The sequence below is a fragment of the Nonomuraea sp. NPDC002799 genome, from assembly GCF_053592075.1.
Map to the genome: position 1 here is coordinate 188,423 of NZ_JBSFVA010000003.1, position 16,732 is coordinate 205,154.

18 protein-coding genes are annotated in these 16,732 nt (G+C 71.7%); 6 read left to right on the forward strand and 12 right to left on the reverse strand.

The window, feature by feature from the left end; all coding sequences use genetic code 11:
- Positions 1 to 67 precede the first annotated feature (67 nt).
- Together ACWD0F_RS07600 and ACWD0F_RS07605 are read right to left on the reverse strand one after the other, a co-directional pair.
- Entirely contained in the window at positions 68 to 1,849 is a 1,782-nt protein-coding gene (locus ACWD0F_RS07600) for an ABC transporter ATP-binding protein (protein WP_449873110.1), read from the reverse strand.
- Positions 1,846 to 3,642, reverse strand: a complete 1,797-nt coding sequence (locus ACWD0F_RS07605; RefSeq protein ID WP_449873566.1) for an ABC transporter ATP-binding protein — start codon at positions 3,640 to 3,642, stop codon at positions 1,846 to 1,848. The genes ACWD0F_RS07600 and ACWD0F_RS07605 overlap by 4 nt, the downstream gene beginning before the upstream one ends.
- Before the next feature lie 115 nt (positions 3,643 to 3,757).
- On the opposite strand from ACWD0F_RS07605, the gene ACWD0F_RS07610 reads away from it, so the two are divergent.
- The 3 genes from ACWD0F_RS07610 to ACWD0F_RS07620 all read left to right on the forward strand — a co-directional run bounded on the left by ACWD0F_RS07610 (position 3,758) and on the right by ACWD0F_RS07620 (position 6,280).
- Positions 3,758 to 4,387, forward strand: coding sequence for a TIGR03085 family metal-binding protein (locus ACWD0F_RS07610; protein WP_449873111.1), 630 nt, complete (start codon positions 3,758 to 3,760; stop codon positions 4,385 to 4,387).
- Between the two features lie 308 nt (positions 4,388 to 4,695).
- Positions 4,696 to 4,857 (forward strand): hypothetical protein, encoded by a 162-nt coding sequence (locus tag ACWD0F_RS07615; RefSeq protein WP_168019289.1) that lies wholly within the window; start codon positions 4,696 to 4,698, stop codon positions 4,855 to 4,857.
- A 61-nt stretch (positions 4,858 to 4,918) separates the two neighbouring features.
- Complete coding sequence (locus ACWD0F_RS07620) at positions 4,919 to 6,280, forward strand: glutamine synthetase family protein (RefSeq protein ID WP_449873112.1); 1,362 nt, start codon at positions 4,919 to 4,921, stop codon at positions 6,278 to 6,280.
- A gap of 49 nt (positions 6,281 to 6,329) precedes the next feature.
- On the opposite strand, the gene hisF is transcribed toward ACWD0F_RS07620, so the two are convergent.
- From hisF to hisD, 9 genes are read right to left on the reverse strand one after another with little or no spacing between them, the layout of a single operon-like run.
- Complete coding sequence (gene hisF, locus ACWD0F_RS07625) at positions 6,330 to 7,091, reverse strand: imidazole glycerol phosphate synthase subunit HisF (protein WP_449873113.1); 762 nt, start codon at positions 7,089 to 7,091, stop codon at positions 6,330 to 6,332.
- On the reverse strand, positions 7,088 to 7,477 hold the full coding sequence (locus ACWD0F_RS07630; RefSeq protein WP_449873114.1) for a Rid family hydrolase: 390 nt from the start codon (positions 7,475 to 7,477) through the stop codon (positions 7,088 to 7,090). The genes hisF and ACWD0F_RS07630 overlap by 4 nt, the downstream gene beginning before the upstream one ends.
- Before the next feature lie 17 nt (positions 7,478 to 7,494).
- Positions 7,495 to 8,241: a bifunctional 1-(5-phosphoribosyl)-5-((5-phosphoribosylamino)methylideneamino)imidazole-4-carboxamide isomerase/phosphoribosylanthranilate isomerase PriA gene (priA, locus tag ACWD0F_RS07635; RefSeq protein ID WP_449873115.1), complete on the reverse strand. Its 747-nt coding sequence runs from the start codon at positions 8,239 to 8,241 to the stop codon at positions 7,495 to 7,497.
- On the reverse strand, positions 8,242 to 8,571 hold the full coding sequence (locus ACWD0F_RS07640) for a hypothetical protein (protein WP_449873116.1): 330 nt from the start codon (positions 8,569 to 8,571) through the stop codon (positions 8,242 to 8,244).
- Positions 8,572 to 8,593: 22 nt separating this feature from the next.
- Positions 8,594 to 9,226: an imidazole glycerol phosphate synthase subunit HisH gene (gene hisH / locus ACWD0F_RS07645; protein WP_449873117.1), complete on the reverse strand. Its 633-nt coding sequence runs from the start codon at positions 9,224 to 9,226 to the stop codon at positions 8,594 to 8,596.
- The gene (locus tag ACWD0F_RS07650; RefSeq protein WP_449873118.1) at positions 9,223 to 9,378 is read right to left on the reverse strand and encodes a hypothetical protein; all 156 of its coding nucleotides are present in this window, start codon (positions 9,376 to 9,378) and stop codon (positions 9,223 to 9,225) included. The genes hisH and ACWD0F_RS07650 overlap by 4 nt, the downstream gene beginning before the upstream one ends.
- Positions 9,375 to 9,968: an imidazoleglycerol-phosphate dehydratase HisB gene (gene hisB, locus ACWD0F_RS07655; protein WP_449873119.1), complete on the reverse strand. Its 594-nt coding sequence runs from the start codon at positions 9,966 to 9,968 to the stop codon at positions 9,375 to 9,377. The genes ACWD0F_RS07650 and hisB overlap by 4 nt, the downstream gene beginning before the upstream one ends.
- Positions 9,965 to 11,035, reverse strand: coding sequence for a histidinol-phosphate transaminase (locus ACWD0F_RS07660; RefSeq protein WP_449873120.1), 1,071 nt, complete (start codon positions 11,033 to 11,035; stop codon positions 9,965 to 9,967). Before ACWD0F_RS07660 ends, hisB begins: the two co-directional genes overlap by 4 nt.
- Positions 11,032 to 12,348: a histidinol dehydrogenase gene (gene hisD, locus ACWD0F_RS07665; RefSeq protein WP_449873121.1), complete on the reverse strand. Its 1,317-nt coding sequence runs from the start codon at positions 12,346 to 12,348 to the stop codon at positions 11,032 to 11,034. The genes ACWD0F_RS07660 and hisD overlap by 4 nt, the downstream gene beginning before the upstream one ends.
- A 401-nt stretch (positions 12,349 to 12,749) precedes the next feature.
- On the opposite strand from hisD, the gene ACWD0F_RS07670 reads away from it, so the two are divergent.
- The 3 genes from ACWD0F_RS07670 (at position 12,750) to ACWD0F_RS07680 (ending at position 15,574) form a co-directional block, all read left to right on the forward strand.
- Entirely contained in the window at positions 12,750 to 12,944 is a 195-nt protein-coding gene (locus ACWD0F_RS07670) for a hypothetical protein (RefSeq protein ID WP_449873122.1), read from the forward strand.
- A gap of 48 nt (positions 12,945 to 12,992) precedes the next feature.
- Positions 12,993 to 14,003, forward strand: coding sequence for a non-homologous end-joining DNA ligase (ligD, locus tag ACWD0F_RS07675; protein ID WP_449873123.1), 1,011 nt, complete (start codon positions 12,993 to 12,995; stop codon positions 14,001 to 14,003).
- An 86-nt stretch (positions 14,004 to 14,089) separates the two neighbouring features.
- Positions 14,090 to 15,574 (forward strand): trypsin-like serine peptidase, encoded by a 1,485-nt coding sequence (locus ACWD0F_RS07680; protein ID WP_449873124.1) that lies wholly within the window; start codon positions 14,090 to 14,092, stop codon positions 15,572 to 15,574.
- A gap of 21 nt (positions 15,575 to 15,595) precedes the next feature.
- Here the strand turns inward: ACWD0F_RS07680 and ACWD0F_RS07685 are convergent, their stop codons facing one another.
- The gene (locus tag ACWD0F_RS07685; protein WP_449873125.1) at positions 15,596 to 16,723 is read right to left on the reverse strand and encodes an MFS transporter; all 1,128 of its coding nucleotides are present in this window, start codon (positions 16,721 to 16,723) and stop codon (positions 15,596 to 15,598) included.
- Positions 16,724 to 16,732: the final 9 nt, after the last annotated feature.

The following is a 16,732-nucleotide window of genomic DNA, read 5'->3' on the forward strand; positions in this document are numbered from 1 at the left end:
ACGCCCCGTGCATGAGCGCCCGCGCATGAGCGCCCGTACACGAGCGCCCGTACACGATGGACGCCTGTCACGAGTGCGCCGCCGAGATCCACGAGGCGTGCAGGTCGGCGTACACGCCGGGCTCCTTGACCAGCTCGGCGTGCGGGCCGCGCTGGACCAGGCGGCCGGCGTCGAACACCAGGACCTCGTCGGCGTTCTCGGCCGTGGACAGGCGGTGGGCGATGGAGATGGCGGTGCGGCCCCGGGTGACGCCTTCCAGCGCGCGGGCCAGGCGTACCTCCGTGGCCGGGTCCACCGCCGAGGTGGCCTCGTCCAGCAGGAGCAGGTCGGGGTCGGCGAGGTAGGCGCGGGCGAGTGCGACGAGCTGGCGCTCGCCGGCCGACAACGACTCGCCGCGCTGGCCGACGGGCGTGTCGAGGCCGGCGGGCAGGCCCTCCAGCCAGTCGCTGAGTCCCAGCTCGGTCATCGCCAGCTCGATCTCCTCGCGGGTGGCCGACGGCTTGCCGTAGCGGACGTTCGCCTCCAGCGTCCCGTCGAACAGGAAGCCGTCCTGCGGGACCATGACGATCCGCTCGCGCAGGGAGGCGAAACGGACGTCGCGCAGGTCGTGGCCGTCCACCGTGACGCGGCCCGAGCCGGGGTCCATGAGCCGCGTCAGCAGCTTGGCGAACGTGGTCTTGCCCGAGCCCGTCTCCCCCACCACCGCGACGCGGGAGCGGGGCGGGATCCCGAGCGAGACCGCACGCAGCACGGGCACGCCGCCGGGGTAGGCGAAGTGCACGTCCTCGAAGGCGACCGAGATGGGGCCGCGCGGCAGGCTCACGCCCTGGTCGCCGGGGTCGGCCACGTCGGCCGGGGTGTCGAGGACGCCGAGGATGCGGCGCCAGCCGGCGACCGCGTTCTGGGCCTCGTTCAGCACCTCGGTGGCGGTCTGCAGCGGCGAGACGAACAGCGTCACCAGGAACAGGAACGCCACCAGCTCGCCCTGCGTGATCTCGCCCGACAGGCCGAGCCGGACGCCGAGCAGCACGATGCCGGCGATGGCGAGGGCGGCCGCGATCTCGGTCAGCGGGAAGACGAAGCCGACGATCGTCTGGGCCCTGGTCTGGGCGCTCCTGTTGGCGTCGACGGCCTGGTCGATGCGCTCGGCGGTGCGGCGCTCGGAGGCGTAGGCCCGGATGACGGTGGCGCCGACGACGGACTCGCTGACCGCCGAGAGCATGTCGCCGGTGCGCTCGCGGACGATCGTGTACGCCCGCGACAACAGTTTCTGGAAACGCGGCAGGGCGATCATCAGCGGGATGAAGCAGACCCAGACCAGCAGCGTGAGCTGCCAGGAGTAGACGAACATCAGGACGGTGGCCACGAAGAGCTGGCCGAACGCCACGATGATCATCAGCCCGCCCCACTGCATGAAGGTGCTGATCTGGTCGACGTCGTTGGTGACGCGCGAGACCAGAGCGCCGCGCCGCTCGGTGTTCTGGGTGAGCACCGACAGGTCGTGCACGTGACGGAAGCCGCGCACGCGCAGCGTCGCCAGCGAGGACTCGGTGGCCTTGTAGAGGCGCACGTTCATGGCGTAGCTGGCCAGGGCCGTGAGCACCACGGCCGCGGCGCAGATCAGGACGGCCCTGGTGATGTACGGAAGGTCGGGCGCGGTGCCCTTGAGACCCGTGTCGATCGTCTGCTGCACCGCGATGGGCACGATGATCTTGCCGACGGTCGCGACGACGGCCAGCATGAGCGTGACCACCAGGCCCTTGCGGAACTCGGGCGTGAGCGACAGGCCCTGCCGGACGGTGGCCAGCGCCGAGCGCTCGGAGTTGCCCTGGATGCCCTGCGCCGTCATGCGCTGACCTCTTCCTCTTCCTCTTCTTCGCCGGCGAGGACCTCGATGGCGGCGCGCTCGGCCTCCTCACGCTCGTAGGCGGTGACCAGGTTGCGGTAGCCGGCGCAGCGCGTCAGCAGCTCCTCGTGCCGGCCGTGGTCCACCACCCGGCCCCGGTCCAGGTAGACGACCTCGTCGGCCAGGGCGATCGTGGCCATCCGGTAGGCGACGACCACCACCGTGGCGGCCTCGGCCGCGTCGCGCAGGCCGTACAGGATCTTGGCCTCGACCTGCGGGTCCACGCTGGAGGTGGCGTCGTCGAGTATGAGCAGGCGCGGGCGGCGCACGACCGCGCGGGCCAGGGCCAGGCGCTGGCGCTGGCCGCCGGACAGCGTCGTGCCGCGCTCGCCGACCCGCGTGTCGAGGCCGGAGGCGAGCCGGCCGACGAATCCGTCGGCCTGGGCCAGCCGCAGGGCCGCCCACACGTCCTCGTCGGCGGCGTCGATGCCGAGCGCGATGTTGCCGCGCACGGTCTCGTCGAACAGGAACGTCTGCTGCGGCACCAGCGCGACCGACTCGGCGATGCCGCCGTAGGCCAGCTCCCGCAGGTCCTCGCCGTCCAGCAGGACCCGGCCCGCGCCGGGGTCCACGAGCCGGACGAGCAGGTTCACGAGCGTGGACTTGCCGGAGCCGGTGGGTCCGACCAACGCGACGGTACGGCCGGCGGGCACGTCGAAGGTGACGTCGTGGAGCACCTCGGCCTGGCCGTAGGCGTAGGAGACGCCGCGGACCGCCAGCGCGGCGGGCGCGGCGGAGGTCGTGGCGGCCTGGCCGTACTCCATGGAGCCGGTCGCGTCCAGCACGGCCTGTACCCGCTGCCAGCCGACGACGCTGCGCGGCAGCTCGGCCAGCACCCAGCCGAGCGCCCTGATGGGGAAGGCGAGCAGCGTGAACAGGTACGCCACCTGCACGAGGTCGCCGGAGTCGATCGCGCCGGCGGACAGGCGCGTGGCGCCGACGGCGAGCACCGCCAGCACGCCGAGCGTGGGCAGCGCCTCCAGCATCGGGTCGAACAGCCCGCGCACGCGGCCGACGGCGATGTTGGCGTCGCGCAGCTCGTGGGCGCGGCGCTGGAACCGCTCGGTCTCCAGCTCCTCCCGGCCGAGGGTCTTGACGACGAGCGCGCCGTCGAAGCTCTCGTGGGCGATCTCGCTGACCTCGGCGCGCAGTTGTTGCGCGCGGGTGGCGAGCGGGCTCAGCTTCCGCTGATAGATCAGGTTCAGTACGGCGATGGCCGGAAAAATCAGGAAACCCACCAACGCGAGCACGGAGTCCGTGAACACCATCGCGATGGCCGCCGTGACCAGCATGACGATTACGCCCACGGCCATCGGCAGCGGCGCGAGCGGCGCCCAGGCCGCCTCGGCGTCGGCGCTGGCGTTCGACAGCAGTTGCCCGGTCGGGTGCCGGTGGTGCCAGGACAGCGGCAGCCGCAGGTACTGCTTGGTGACGTCCCTGCGCGACCTGGCCTGCATGCGGTACTGGATGACGCCGGCCAGGATGCGCCGGCCCGCGACGCCGAGCGCCTTGAGCAGCGCGGCTCCTAAAATGAGGAACACGCCCGTCCAGAGCGCGCCGGAGGCGACGTGACCGGTCCTGAACGCCGGCAGCACCACGTTCTGCGTGGCCCAGCCCAGCGCCCACGCCGAGGCCACGGTCATGCCGCCGTAGATCGCGCTGGCCACGACGGCCAGGGCGAAGACCTTGCTCTCGGTGCGAATGGCCACCCCAAGGACTCGCAGTCCTTGGCGCATCACGGCCGAGGTGACCTTACTCGCCACTCTGTAGGCTTCCTTTCAAAAGTGACGTATGTACCTATGTCACTATCACGTCTGATCATCGCGTTATTCCCACAGGTAGGGTGACCACGTGACTCACGCTCGCGACGAACGCTCCGCCCTCTGCGACCTGTTCGACCGGCTCGGCCCTGACGCGCCCACGCTCTGCGCGGGCTGGACGACCTATGACCTGGCCGCCCACCTGGTGCTGCGCGAGCGCCGGCCCGACGCCATGGGCGGCATCGCGATCAAGCCCCTGGCCGGCTACACCGCCTCGGTCCAGAACGCGCTCAAGGCCAAGCACCCCTACTCCGAGCTGGTCGGCCTCGCGCGCAAGCCCGGCGGCGTCTACTCCCTGCTGCCCGCCCTCGACTCCGCCGTCAACACGATGGAGTACTTCGTGCACCACGAGGACGTGCGCCGCGCGCAGCCGTCCTGGGAGCCCCGCGAGCTGTCCGCCGACCTCGACGCGATCGTCTGGAAGCGCGTCTCGGCCGGCGCCCGCCTGATGTTGCGCAAGTCGCCCGTGGGCGTGGTCCTGCACCGCCTCGGCGGCGGCGTGGCGATCGGCGGCTCCCGCCAGGGCCCCAAGGTCGAGGTGACGGGAGCGGCCGCAGAGCTGCTGATGTTCTGCTTCGGGCGGCAGGGGCACGCCCGGGTCGAGGTCACCGGCGACCCCAACGCCGTCGAGCGGCTGCGCAACGCCTCGCTGGGCGTGTAGCACTCAAACACGAAGGCGTTCGCCGATCGGGTGGCCGTCAGGTGCGAAGGCGGGTGCCTCCCTCGCCGGCGCGACTGCTGGTGCGCCTGAGCCCTGCTGTTACCTATGGGGCTGCCGATGCACTGCCGCTCCGAGTACCCCTATCTCGTAAAACTCGGCGCGGTAGACCCTCGTAGGTAATCTCTAGCCCTTACGATGGCATAGAGAAGAAGCCCCCCGGTTAGGATCATGAACATCTTCACAGAAGATGCCCATGATCGCCCAGATCCGGGTATATACGGCTGGGAATGGACTGCAGGAGGCCCCCCATGCAGGTCAAGAAGGTGATCACCTACGTGGCTGTCGCGTTCGTGGTCTTCTACCTGTTCACCCGGCCGGCCCAAGCCGCCGCCGCGGTCAACGGTGTGTTCGACGGAATTCTTCAGGGAGCCAATCAGTTGGCCGTGTTCTTCTCGAGTGTTCTGACCTGACGGGTGGTTCTGTCTGCGTCAGGTGCTTCCCCGCGCTGTCAGATCGTGTTACGCAGACAGAATGAGAGATCGCCCCAGCGGCACAAAGATCAATCAGCTCGGTCCCGACGCGCGGCGCATCCTCGAGCGAACCGAGCTCGAGGGTATCGAGCTGATCCGTTTTCTGTACGCTGATCACGGTGGCGTGATCCGTGGCAAAGCGGCGTCCCGGTCGCGATTGGCCGAACGGCTCCACTCGGGCATCGGGCACACGGTGGCCATGATGGCGATGAACATGCTCGACCAGCTCCAGGACGTCGAGCACATGGGTCCGGTGGGCGAAGTGCGCATCGTTCCCGACCCCGCCACCTACGTCCCGTTGCCCTACGCTCCGGGCGCGGCCGTGATGTTGTCGGACCTGCGCCGGCCGGACGGCACGCCATGGGGCGCCTGCGCACGGACCTTTCTCAAGGATGCGATCACCGAGCTCGCCTCGGACGGCTACACGCTGGTCGCGGCGTTCGAGCCGGAGTTCACGCTTGGCCGGCGCCTGCCCGACCCCTCCGGCGGCCCGGACCGGCTGGTGCCGATCGACGACTCGCTCTGCTACGCCGCGAGCGGGTTCGACACGGCGCACGACTACACGATCAAACTCATCCGCGCCCTGGAGACGCAGGGGCTGCGCGTCGAGCACTACCATCCCGAACTGGGCCCGGGTCAGCAGGAGCTCTCGATACGCCACGCGCCCGCGCTGCGGGCCGCCGACAACCACGTCATCTACCGCGAGACCGTACGCGGTGTGGCCATGCGCATGCAGATGTGGGCCACGCTCGCGCCCAAACCCCTGGCCGACCAGGCGGGCAACGGCGCGCACCTGCACCTGTCGTTGTGGGACGACACGGCGAACCTCTTCGCCCAGGACGGCGAGATCCGCGACGGCTTCATCGGCGGCCTGCTCGCCCACCTGCCCGCCCTGACCGCGCTGACCTGCGGCAGCGTCAACAGCTTCCGCCGCCTGGTCCCGCGCACCTGGGCCGGCGCCTACGCCGTGTACGGCTCCGACAACCGGGAGGCCGCCGTCCGCGTGTGCTCCCCGCTGGGCGAGAGCGGCGAGCCCAACCTGGAGCTGAAGGCCTCCGACTCCTCGGCGAACCCGTACCTGTCGCTCGGCGCGGTCATCCACGCCGGCCTCGACGGCGTCCGGCGCAAGCTCGACCCCGGCGCGGCCGTGGACGTCGACCCGGACACGCGGCCCGGCCAGTATCCCCGCCTGCCGAAGTCGCTGGACGAGGCGCTGGACGCGCTGGAGGCCGACGAGGTGCTCATGGAGGCGCTGGGGCCGCTGCGGCGCAGCGCGTACCTGGCCGTCAAGCGGTCCGAGGCGGCCGCGTTCGCCGCCAAGGACGTCTCCTACGAGCTCTTCCATCATCTGCGGGTCTTCTGACCCGCACCTGCGAGGCCGCGGCGCGCACCGCGGCCTCCCGGCGGACGGCCTAGCGGACCGGGTGGCCCGCCATCCGGATCGTCTCCTTGACCTCGGAGATCTTCAGCGTGCCGAAGTGGAACACACTGGCCGCGAGCACCGCGTCCGCGCCCGCCGCCACCGCCGGCGGGAAGTCCTCCAGCCGGCCCGCGCCACCGCTGGCGATGACCGGAACCCGGACGGCCGCCCTGACCGCCCGCAACATCTCCAGGTCGTAGCCGTCGAGCGTGCCGTCTCCGTCCATCGAGTTGAGCAGGATCTCTCCCACGCCCAGCTCCTCGCCGCGCGCGGCCCACTCCACCGCGTCGATGCCGGTGCCGCGCCGGCCGCCGTGGGTGGTCACCTCGAAGCCGCTGTCCGTGCCCGGGGCGCGCCGGGCGTCCACGGAGAGCACGACGCACTGGGCGCCGAACCGCCGCGACGCCTCGGTGAGCAGCTCCGGCCTGGCGATGGCGGCCGTGTTGAGCGACACCTTGTCGGCGCCCGCCCGCAGCAGCCGGTTGACGTCCTCGACCGCGCGCACGCCTCCGCCGACGGTGAGCGGGATGAACACCTGCTCGGCGGTCCTGCGCACCACGTCGAGCATGGTCTCGCGCTCACCCGAGGACGCGGTGATGTCGAGGAAGGTGAGCTCGTCGGCGCCCTCGTCGTCGTAGCGCCTGGCCAGCTCGACGGGGTCGCCCGCGTCGCGGAGGTTCTCGAAGTTGACGCCTTTCACCACACGTCCGGCGTCCACGTCAAGGCAGGGGATGACTCTTACCGCGACGGTCATGCGCGCAGTGCCTCTATCTCGATCTCGACCAGCATTCGCGGGTCGACCAGACCGGCCACCCGCACTCCGGTGCAGGCGGGCCGCACCTTGTTGAAGACGTCGTGGATGGCCCTGCCGACCCGGTCGAAGTGCCGCTGCTCCACCACGTAGTAGCGGATCATGACCACGTCGTCGCGGGTGAGGCCGCCCATGGCGACCGCTTCCAGCGCGATGCCGATCGCGGTCAGGCTCTGCTGGTAGGCGTCGCCGACGTGGCGTACCTCTCCCTCCACGGTGGACGTGCACCCGGACACGATCACCCGGTCACCTACGACGACCGCGCGGGCGTAGCCGTACTGTTCCTCCCAGATGCCGCCCGAGAACACCCTCGGTCCGGTACTTTCCATACCGATGCTGCTGACGCTCATCTCGCCCCCTCCCGGCGAAGCTGCACGCGTACCGCCGCCAGTGCATCTTCCAGCGTGAACGCGTGAGCGTACAGGGCCCTGCCCACGATGGCCCCCTCCACTCCGTCGGGAACGAGAGAAGCCAGTGCCAGCAGGTCATCGAGGCTGGAAACGCCTCCGCTGGCCACGACGGGCTTGTCGGTGCGGGCGCAGATCTGCCGGTAGAGGTCGAGGTTGGGGCCCTTGAGCATGCCGTCCTTGGTCACGTCGGTGACGACGTAGCGGGGGCAGCCGTCGGCCTCCAGCCGGTCGAGCACCTCCCACAGGTCACCCCCGTCCTCGGTCCAGCCGCGCGCGGCGAGCGTGGTGCCGCGCACGTCGAGCCCGACCGCGATCTTGTCGCCGTGCTCCGCGATGATCTTGCGGCACCACTCCGGGTTCTCCAGGGCCGCGGTGCCGATGTTGACCCGGCGGCAGCCGGTGGCCAGCGCGGCGGCCAGGGAGTCGTCGTCGCGGATGCCGCCGGACAACTCCACGTTCACGTCGAGCCGGCCGATCACGCCGGCGATCAGCTCCCGGTTGCCGCCCCGGCCGAACGCGGCGTCGAGGTCGACCAGATGGATCCACTCGGCGCCCGCCTCCTGCCAGGCCAGCGCGGCGGCGAGCGGCGCGCCGTAACCGGTCTCGGTCCCGGCCTCGCCCTGGACCAGGCGTACGGCCTGGCCATCGACGACGTCCACGGCGGGCAACAATACGAGCGACATTCAGATCCTCCGGTCGAAGGCGAGGGTCACGACAACGGGTGCGAGCAGCAGCGAGAAGACGAGGACGGCCAGGCTGAGGCCGAAGGAGCCCCAGACCAGCCAGACGATCACTTGCACGAGCAGGAAACCGAGGGCCACCAGCCCGTTCTGGGCGCGGTGGCGGCGGGCGAGCAGGCCGCCCTGGCGGTAGAAGCGCACCGGGCGCGGGGCCAGCCGGGCGACGAGGGCGCGGCGGCGCGACCGGCGCGCCTGCCGCTCCTCGTTGGCCCGGATCGCCCGCGCCCGCTCGGCCTCCCGCTCGGCCCGCCGGCGCGCCCGCTCCTTGCTCATAAGGCCCTCCGGACCTTTCTCCTCACAGCGTGCCGAGCCAGTTGCGCAGCAGCGCGGCTCCGGCGTCGCCGGACTTCTCCGGATGGAACTGGGTGGCCGTCAGCGGGCCGTTCTCCACGGCGGCCACGAACGGCACGCCGTGCTCGGCCCAGGTGACGACCGGCTCGGCGAACCCGTCGCCCGGCCGCAACTCCCACTCGCGCACCCCGTAGGAGTGCACGAAGTAGAAGCGGGTGGCGGCGTCGAGGCCGGCCAGCAGGACACTGTCGTCGGGGGCCTTGACGGTGTTCCACCCCATGTGGGGCAGGACGGGCGCGTCGAGTCGTTCGACCGTGCCCGGCCACTCGCCGCAGCCCTCGGTCTCCACGCCGTGCTCGACGCCCTTGGCGAACAGGATCTGCATGCCGACGCAGATGCCCAGCACCGGACGGCCGCCGGACAGGCGGCGGCCGATGATCCGGTCGCCGTGGACGGCCTTGAGCCCCGCCATGCAGGCCGCGAACGCGCCGACGCCCGGCACCACGAGGCCGTCGCAGTCGAGCGCGGCCTCGAAGTCGGACGTCACGGTCACATCGGCGCCGACCCTGGCCAGGGCCCGCTCGGCCGAGCGCAGGTTGCCCGACCCGTAGTCGAGCACCACGACGTTCTTGCTCACCACCACAGCACCCCCGCCGTGATCGCCATCGCCGCGCCGATCGCGCAGATGGACGCACCGATCTTGAGCCCCTGCTTGCCCAGGGAGAACACGCCGCCGAGCAGGAACAGGCCGATGAAGACCATCACGCCGGCGAGCAGGTTGTCGGTCATAGGACGCCCTTGGTGCTCGGCACCCCGGTGGCGCGCGGGTCGAGCTCGGAAGCCTCCCGCAGCGCCCGGGCCAGCGCCTTGAACTGGGCCTCCACGATGTGGTGGGCGTTGCGGCCGTAGGGGACGTGCACGTGCAGGCAGATCGCGGCCTGGGCGACGAGCGACTCCAGGATGTGGCGCGTCATCGTCGAGTCGTAGTCGGGGCCGATCATCGGCGCCATGCCCTCGGGCTCGGAGTGCACGAGGTAGGGGCGGCCGGACAGGTCGACGGTGACCTGGGCGAGCGCCTCGTCCAGCGGGCACGACGCGCTGCCGAACCGCCTGATGCCCGACTTGTCGCCCAACGCGTCGCGGAACGCCTTGCCCAGGGCGAGCGCGGTGTCCTCGATCGTGTGGTGGGAGTCGATGTGCAGGTCGCCCTCGGTCTTGACCGTCAGGTCGAACAGCCCGTGCTTGCCGAGCTGGCCCAGCATGTGGTCGAAGAAGCCGACCCCGGTCGACACGTCGACCAGGCCCGTGCCGTCGAGGCCGACCTCCACCAGGACCGAGGTCTCTTTCGTAACGCGCTCGACGCGGCCTACGCGGCTCACAGGACTCCTTCCAGGGCGGCGCGGAAGGCCGCCATCTCCTCACCGGTGCCGATCGACACCCGCAGCCATTCTGGCGGGCCCACCTCGCGGATGAGCACTCCCCGCTCCAGCAGGGCCTCCCACACCTTGTGCCGGTCGGGGAAACGCCCGAACAGCACGAAGTTGGCGTCGGAGTCGGCCACGGACAGGCCCTTGGACCGCAACCAGGCGACCGTGTCGTCCCGCTCGCGCCGCAGCGTGTCGACCGTGCCGAGCAGGTCGGCGCGGTGCCGCAGCGCCGTGAGCGCCGCCGCCTGGGTGAGCGTGGACAGATGGTACGGCAGCCGCACCAGCAGCAGCGCCTCCACCACGGCCGGGCAGGCGGCCAGATAACCCAGCCGGGTGCCCGCCATGGCGAACGCCTTGGACATCGTCCGGGTGACGATGAGCCTTGGGTGGGCGGGCAGCAGGGTCAGCGCCGACGGCGTGCCCTCGCGGGCGAACTCGGCGTAGGCCTCGTCCACCACGACCATGCCCGGGGCGGCGGCCAGGATCGTCTCGATCGTCTCGATCGGCTGGGCGGTGCCCGTCGGGTTGTTGGGCGAGGCCAGGAAGACGATGTCGGGCCGGTGCTCCTCGATCGCCGCCGTGGCCTTGCCGGGGTCGAGCGAGAAGTCGTCCTCGCGGCTGGCTCTGACCCACTCGGTGCTGGTGCCGCTGGTGATGATCGGGTGCATCGAGTAGGACGGCTCGAACCCCATGGCCGTGCGGCCGTGGCCGCCGAACGCCTGCAGGATCTGCTGGAGCACCTCGTTGGAGCCGTTGGCGGCCCACACCTGCTCGGTGGTCAGGCCGTGGCCGAGATAGGCGGCCAGGCCGGCCCGCAGGGCCACGGCGTCCCGGTCGGGATAGCGGTTGAGGTCGCCCGCGCCGGCCCTGACCACTTCTGCCAGGTCGGCGATCAGCGCCGCGGAGGGCGGATAGGGGTTTTCGTTGGTGTTGAGCCGGACGGGGACCTCGATCTGGGGCGCGCCGTACGGCGACTTGCCCCGAAGGTCGTCTCGGATGGGCAGATCGTCCAGGTTCACGCGGTCTCCGTAGGGACTTGCCAGTCGAATCGGGCGCGGATCGCGGCGCCGTGGGCGGGCAGGTCCTCGGCGTCGGCCAGGACCGACACGTGCGCGGCGGCCTCCGCGAGCGCCTCGCGGGTGTAGTCGACGACGTGGATGCCGCGCAGGAACGACTGCACCGACAGGCCGCTGGAGTGGCAGGCGCAACCGCCCGTGGGCAGCACGTGGTTGGAGCCGGCGAGGTAGTCGCCCAGGGAGACCGGGGCGTAGGCGCCCACGAAGATCGCTCCGGCGTTGCGCACCCGCGCCGCGACGGCCGCCGCGTCGGCGGTGTGGATCTCCAGGTGCTCGGCGGCGTAGGCGTCGACGACCTTGAGGCCGTCGTCGATGGAGCTCACCAGCACGATGCCGGACTGCCGGCCGCCCAGTGCCTCGGCGATGCGCTCGGAGTGCCTGGTCGCCGACACCTGGCCGGGCAGCTCCTTCTCGACCGCGTCGGCCAGCTCGGGGCTGGTGGTGACCAGCACGGCGGCGGCGATCGTGTCGTGCTCGGCCTGGCTGATCAGGTCGGCGGCCACGTGGACCGGGTCGGCCGTCTCGTCGGCGAGGATGGCGATCTCGGTCGGGCCCGCTTCGGAGTCGATGCCGATGCGCCCCTTGAGCAGCCGCTTGGCCGCCGTGACCCAGATGTTGCCCGGCCCGGTCACCATGGTGGCCGCGGGGCACTCCTCGGTGCCGTACGCGAACATGGCCACCGCCTGCGCCCCGCCTGCGGAGTAGACCTCGTCGACGCCGAGCAGCGCGCACGCGGCCAGGATCGTGGGGTGCGGCAGCCCGCCGAAGTCCTTCTGCGCCGGGCTGGTCACGGCCAGCGAGGCGACGCCGGCCTCCTGGGCCGGCACGACGTTCATCACGACGCTGGACGGATAGACCGCGCGCCCGCCGGGGACGTAGAGGCCCACCCGGTCGACCGGCACCCACCGCTCGGTCACGGTGCCACCGGGCACGACCTGGGTGGTGACGTCGGCGCGCCGCTGGTCGTGGTGGACCAGCCTGGCCCGCCTGATCGACTCCTCCAGCGCGGCCCTGACCCTGGGGTCGAGCTCGTCGAGCGCCCTGCCGATCGCCTCGGCGGGAACGCGGGTGGTGGCGATCTCGACACCGTCGAACTTGGCGGTCAGCTCCCGTACGGCTGCCGCCCCGCGATGGCGTACGTCCTCGCAGATGAGCCGCACCTTCTCCAGGGCGGCCTCGACGTCGAGCTCGGCACGGGGCAACACGTCGCGCAGGCTCCCGGGCAGGGAGTCGCGCATGTCGATACGGGAAATCACCCTCACAGTCTACGGAGTCCGGCTCCCGAATCTCGCTCTGTCCATCATGCGGACGGAAGCCGGGGACGACGGACCCGTGACAGACGTATGGCGGTCGCGGGGCGGCATCGGCCGGACGCCACCCCGCGACCGCCATCACCCCGGACCGGGCCTGCCGGGGCGGGTGCCGTGGCCGTCACGGGGGTACGGCCACGGCCGGGGAAAGCCTGAAGTCATCACTATTGCCCTGCGCGAGCGCCCTCTAACGCGGGAGGCGGCGAAAACTCCGGGTAATCCAAAAATCACGTCACGCGATCTTTACCACAGGGCACGTGTCGCAGCAGGAGCGCACACCTTCCCCAAGGGCGTGTGAGCGCTTTTACGTTATGTGTCCATTATGTCCGATCCTTTACCCTGGCTTCATGGGACAGTGGCGCGGGCCAGGCGGCATCGTCGTCGAGGCGATCATCCTCGACGACCGTCCGCTGCTGCGCGTCTCGCACCGCGTCAACGGCCGTACCTACCTGCGCGGCTACTGTGCGACGGTCACCGAACTGGGCGAGCACGGCGTGGACCTCGCCGAACTGGTGGAAGACACGCCGCTTGACCATCTGTAGACCCCGTCTCACCGCTGGTGATCATGCTGACGGGGTACGGCCTGCACCATGTCCCGGCTGCCGGCCTACGCGCCGATGCTGGCCCAGCTCGGCACCCTGAGCTCCGTCCAGGGCGCGGACTGGGCCGTGGAGATGAAGTGGGACGGCGTGCGCGCCCTCGCCTACATCGAGGACGGCGCCGTCCGCCTGATGTCGCGCAACGGCAAGGACATCACCCCCGCCTACCCCGAGCTGCAGCTCATGGCCGGAGCCGCCGGCGGGCGCGCGGCCGTCGTCGACGGGGAGATCGTGGCCTTCGACGAGACGGGCCGGCCCAGCTTCGAGGCGCTGCAACCCCGGATGCACCAGCGCAACCCGGCCGCCGTGGCCGAGCTGACCCGGGCGGTGCCGGTGACGTTCATGGCCTTCGACGTGCTCCACCTCGACGACGGCAGCGTGGTCTCCCGGCCGTACGCCGAGCGCAGGCGGCTCCTGGAGAGCACGCTCACGCCGGGCTACCGGTGGGAGGTGCCCGTCTGGTTCCCCGACCACGCGGCCCGGGCGTTCGACTCCTCGCGCGAGCTCGGGCTCGAAGGGGTCGTGTGCAAGCGGCTGAGCTCGCCGTACCGGCCGGGCAGGCGCAGCGGCGAGTGGACCAAGATCAAGAACGTCAGCACGGCCGAGGTCGTGATCGGCGGCTGGAAGCCGGGCGGCGGACGGCGTTCGGGGATGATCGGGTCGCTGCTGCTCGGCGCGTACGACCGGCACGGCCGGCTCGCCTACGTCGGGCACGTCGGCACCGGGTTCACCCAGGCCATGCTCCACGACCTGCGGGAGCTGCTGGCGCCGCTGGAGCGGCCCGACCCGCCGTTCGACGAGCCGGTGCCGCGCGAGCACCTCCGCGACGCGCACTGGGTGACGCCGAGGATCGTGGGCGAGGTGCAGTACGCCGAGGTCACCGGTGACGGGCGGCTGCGGCACCCCTCGTGGCGCGGGCTGCGCCCCGACCGCGATCCCGCCGAGGCCGGCACGGCGGAGATCCTGTCTCCCGGACGCGAGGGCGACGCGGCCGCCGGCTGACACCGACACGCCACCCACACTACTGTTCGCCTTCATATAGTGACTTAGAGTGATCGAACGCTGTCGATTCACTCTGGGGGGACGCTGTGCAGAAGGCCCTGGTCACCACGCTCACCACGCTGGCCGGCGTCGCGCTCGCGGTGCCCGTGGCGGCCGACCGCACGCCCGCCGCTCCGCTGCGGCGTTCGAGCCTGGGCGCCGAGTCCTCGCCGCTGATGCGACCCGGCCGGGCGGTGCGCTACTGGACGGCGGGCAAGCAGGCCAGGGCCAAGGCCGCGACCCTGCCGAGCGCCGGCTCCGGCGGCCCGAGCGCCAAGGCCGCCGGCGGCACGGCCGAGCCGCGCAGCGTGCCCTCGGGCAAACGGCTCACGCCCGGCGGGGACCCCAACGGCTACGTCCGGGTGCAGCGCCCCTACACCGGCACGGCCCAGAGCCGCATCAGCGGCCGGCTGTTCTTCGTCAACGCCTCCGGCAAGGGCGACTCCTGCAGCGCCTCCGTCGTGCGCTCGGAGGTCAAGGTGCTCATCGTCACCGCCGCGCACTGCGTGTACGGCATCCCCGACGACTCCGAGCAGGGCCGGTGGCACAGCAGCTTCGCGTTCGTGCCCGCCTACGACGGGCGGGCGACGAGTGTCCGGGGGCGCGAGCCGTACGGGCGCTGGGGGGCGCGGCGGGCCTGGAAGCCCAACCGCTACACCGGCCGCAGCGGCGGCGACTGGAACTCGGTCTACGACATCGCCCTCATCGAGGTCGGCGCCGGCAAGAAGCGGCGCACCCTGCAGCAGACCGTCGGCGCCTTCACCCCGATGCGCAACGAGGGCGGCGACTACACCATCGCCACCACGGGCTACCCGGGGGTGCTGGGACGCAAGCCGTACGACGGCAGGGACCAGCTCTGGTGCCTCGGCAAGACGCAGCCCTCCCAGGCCGTCGCCCCCGACACCGCCCTCGACACCACCCTCGACACCGCGGCCGGCGCCCGCGCCGCCTCGGCCGCGCCGGGCGGCGGGCGGATGGAGACGGACAACTGCCACCTGTTCAAGGGGCACAGCGGCGGGCCGTGGGTGCTCAAGGACACCGACGACCTGGTCGGGGTGCTGTCGGCGGGCAAGGAGGACGGCGAGGCGGACGGCAACTCCCTCGCGACCGCGCTCAGTTCCCAGGGTTACGGCGTCATCGTCAAACGGGCCGACCCGCGCGGCGTGTACGACGCGCTGTCCGTCGATCTCTCGGGACCGTCGCGGCCGGTCCGGCGCGGCGCCACCGCGACCGTCACCGCCACCGTCGCCATGCGCGGGCTGATGGCCGCCGCCCAGGTGCCCGTCACGCTCTCCATACCGGCCGGGGCGAGCCTGGCGGAGGTGAGCGGGGCGACCTGCGAGCGCGACAGCAGGGAGGCGACCTGCACCATCGGCGCCGTCCATCCCGGGCGGCCGGTGCGGATCTCGGCCCGGGTGAACGTCGCCCGCGACGCCGGAGACTCCCTGCCCCTCGTCGCCCGCGTCACCTCCACCCGGCTCGACCCGTCCCAGCGCGACAACACCAGCGTGCTGCGCCTGCCCACGTCCTGACCCGCCGCGTGGCCACGCCTCTCAGGCGGGCTCGGGTTCCCTGGCGGGCTCCTTCAGCGTGCGTGACACGAGCCAGGCCAGCACCGGGAACACGATCAGGCAGGCCAGTGCCGTCCTGAGCGTGGCGGCCTCCGCGATCACGCCGACCAGCGGGCTGGCCAGGCCGCCGACGCTCACCGCCAGGCCCAGGGTCACGCCGCCGGCCGTGCCCACCCTGGTCGGCAGGAAGTCCTGGCCCAGCGTGACGTGCAGGGAGAAGGGCGCGTACAGGGCGATCGAGGAGGCGGCGATGAAGACGTACGCCAGGCCGCCGGGGGCGAGGGTCACGCCCGCGACCGCCGGAACGGCCAGCGCGTACGACAGGCGCATCGTGCGCACCCGTCCCCAGCGGGCGGCGAGCCGGCCACCCAGCACCGTTCCTGCCGCCCCGCCCGCGAACAACACGAGCAGCGCCACCGCGCCCGCCACGCCACCGCCCATGTACAGGGCGACGAAGGCGCTCAGGCCGACGTACACGATCGAGCGGAAGACGATCACCAGCGTCAGCCGGACGAACGACGGCCAGTCGTCGCCGCCGGACACCGGCGCGGCCGCCTTCGCCACCCGCTCTCCCCCGGTCAGCGCGCGGATCGCCGGAAGCGTCACCACCGCGCCCAGCACCGCCGGCGCCAGCAGGAACGGCGAGGCGCCCAGCCCCCAGCCCGCCAGCAGCGGCGTCACCAGCACGGGAGCCGTGGCGAACCCGAGCGTCCCGCCCAGCGAGAACCAGCTCATCCGCATATGGCTGCCCTCGCTGGCGACCCTGGCCAGGCGCGCGGACTCGGGATGGTAGGCGGCCACGCCCAGCCCGGACAGCGCCACGGCCAGCCAGGTCAGCGCGTAGGAGTCGGACACGCCGCCGAACGCCACCCCGGCGCCGGCGACCACCATGCTCACCGGGATCAGCCACGGCATCCGCCGCCTGTCGGTCAGCACGCCGAACAGCGGCTGCACGACGGACGACAGCAGCGTCGCCGCCAGCACGATGCCGGAGACGGCCACATAGCCGTAGCCGCGCCCGGCCACCAGGAACGGCACGAGGGCGGGGACCGCGCCCTGATAGAAGTCCACGGTGGCGTGGCCGGCGGCGAGCATGGGAATCCTGTTCACGCCTCGATC

Coding starts and splice junctions, on each gene's coding strand:
- ACWD0F_RS07670 (WP_449873122.1), top strand. CDS start 12,750: ATGGGACAGTGGCGCGGGCCAGGCGGCATCGTCGTCGAGGCGATCATC.
- ACWD0F_RS07605 (WP_449873566.1), bottom strand. CDS start 3,642: ATGCGCCAAGGACTGCGAGTCCTTGGGGTGGCCATTCGCACCGAGAGC.
- ACWD0F_RS07640 (WP_449873116.1), bottom strand. CDS start 8,571: ATGAGCAAGGAGCGGGCGCGCCGGCGGGCCGAGCGGGAGGCCGAGCGG.
- ACWD0F_RS07620 (WP_449873112.1), top strand. CDS start 4,919: ATGAGAGATCGCCCCAGCGGCACAAAGATCAATCAGCTCGGTCCCGAC.
- ACWD0F_RS07650 (WP_449873118.1), bottom strand. CDS start 9,378: ATGACCGACAACCTGCTCGCCGGCGTGATGGTCTTCATCGGCCTGTTC.
- hisF (WP_449873113.1), bottom strand. CDS start 7,091: ATGACCGTCGCGGTAAGAGTCATCCCCTGCCTTGACGTGGACGCCGGA.
- ACWD0F_RS07600 (WP_449873110.1), bottom strand. CDS start 1,849: ATGACGGCGCAGGGCATCCAGGGCAACTCCGAGCGCTCGGCGCTGGCC.
- ACWD0F_RS07630 (WP_449873114.1), bottom strand. CDS start 7,477: ATGGAAAGTACCGGACCGAGGGTGTTCTCGGGCGGCATCTGGGAGGAA.
- ligD (WP_449873123.1), top strand. CDS start 12,993: ATGTCCCGGCTGCCGGCCTACGCGCCGATGCTGGCCCAGCTCGGCACC.
- ACWD0F_RS07615 (WP_168019289.1), top strand. CDS start 4,696: ATGCAGGTCAAGAAGGTGATCACCTACGTGGCTGTCGCGTTCGTGGTC.
- priA (WP_449873115.1), bottom strand. CDS start 8,241: ATGTCGCTCGTATTGTTGCCCGCCGTGGACGTCGTCGATGGCCAGGCC.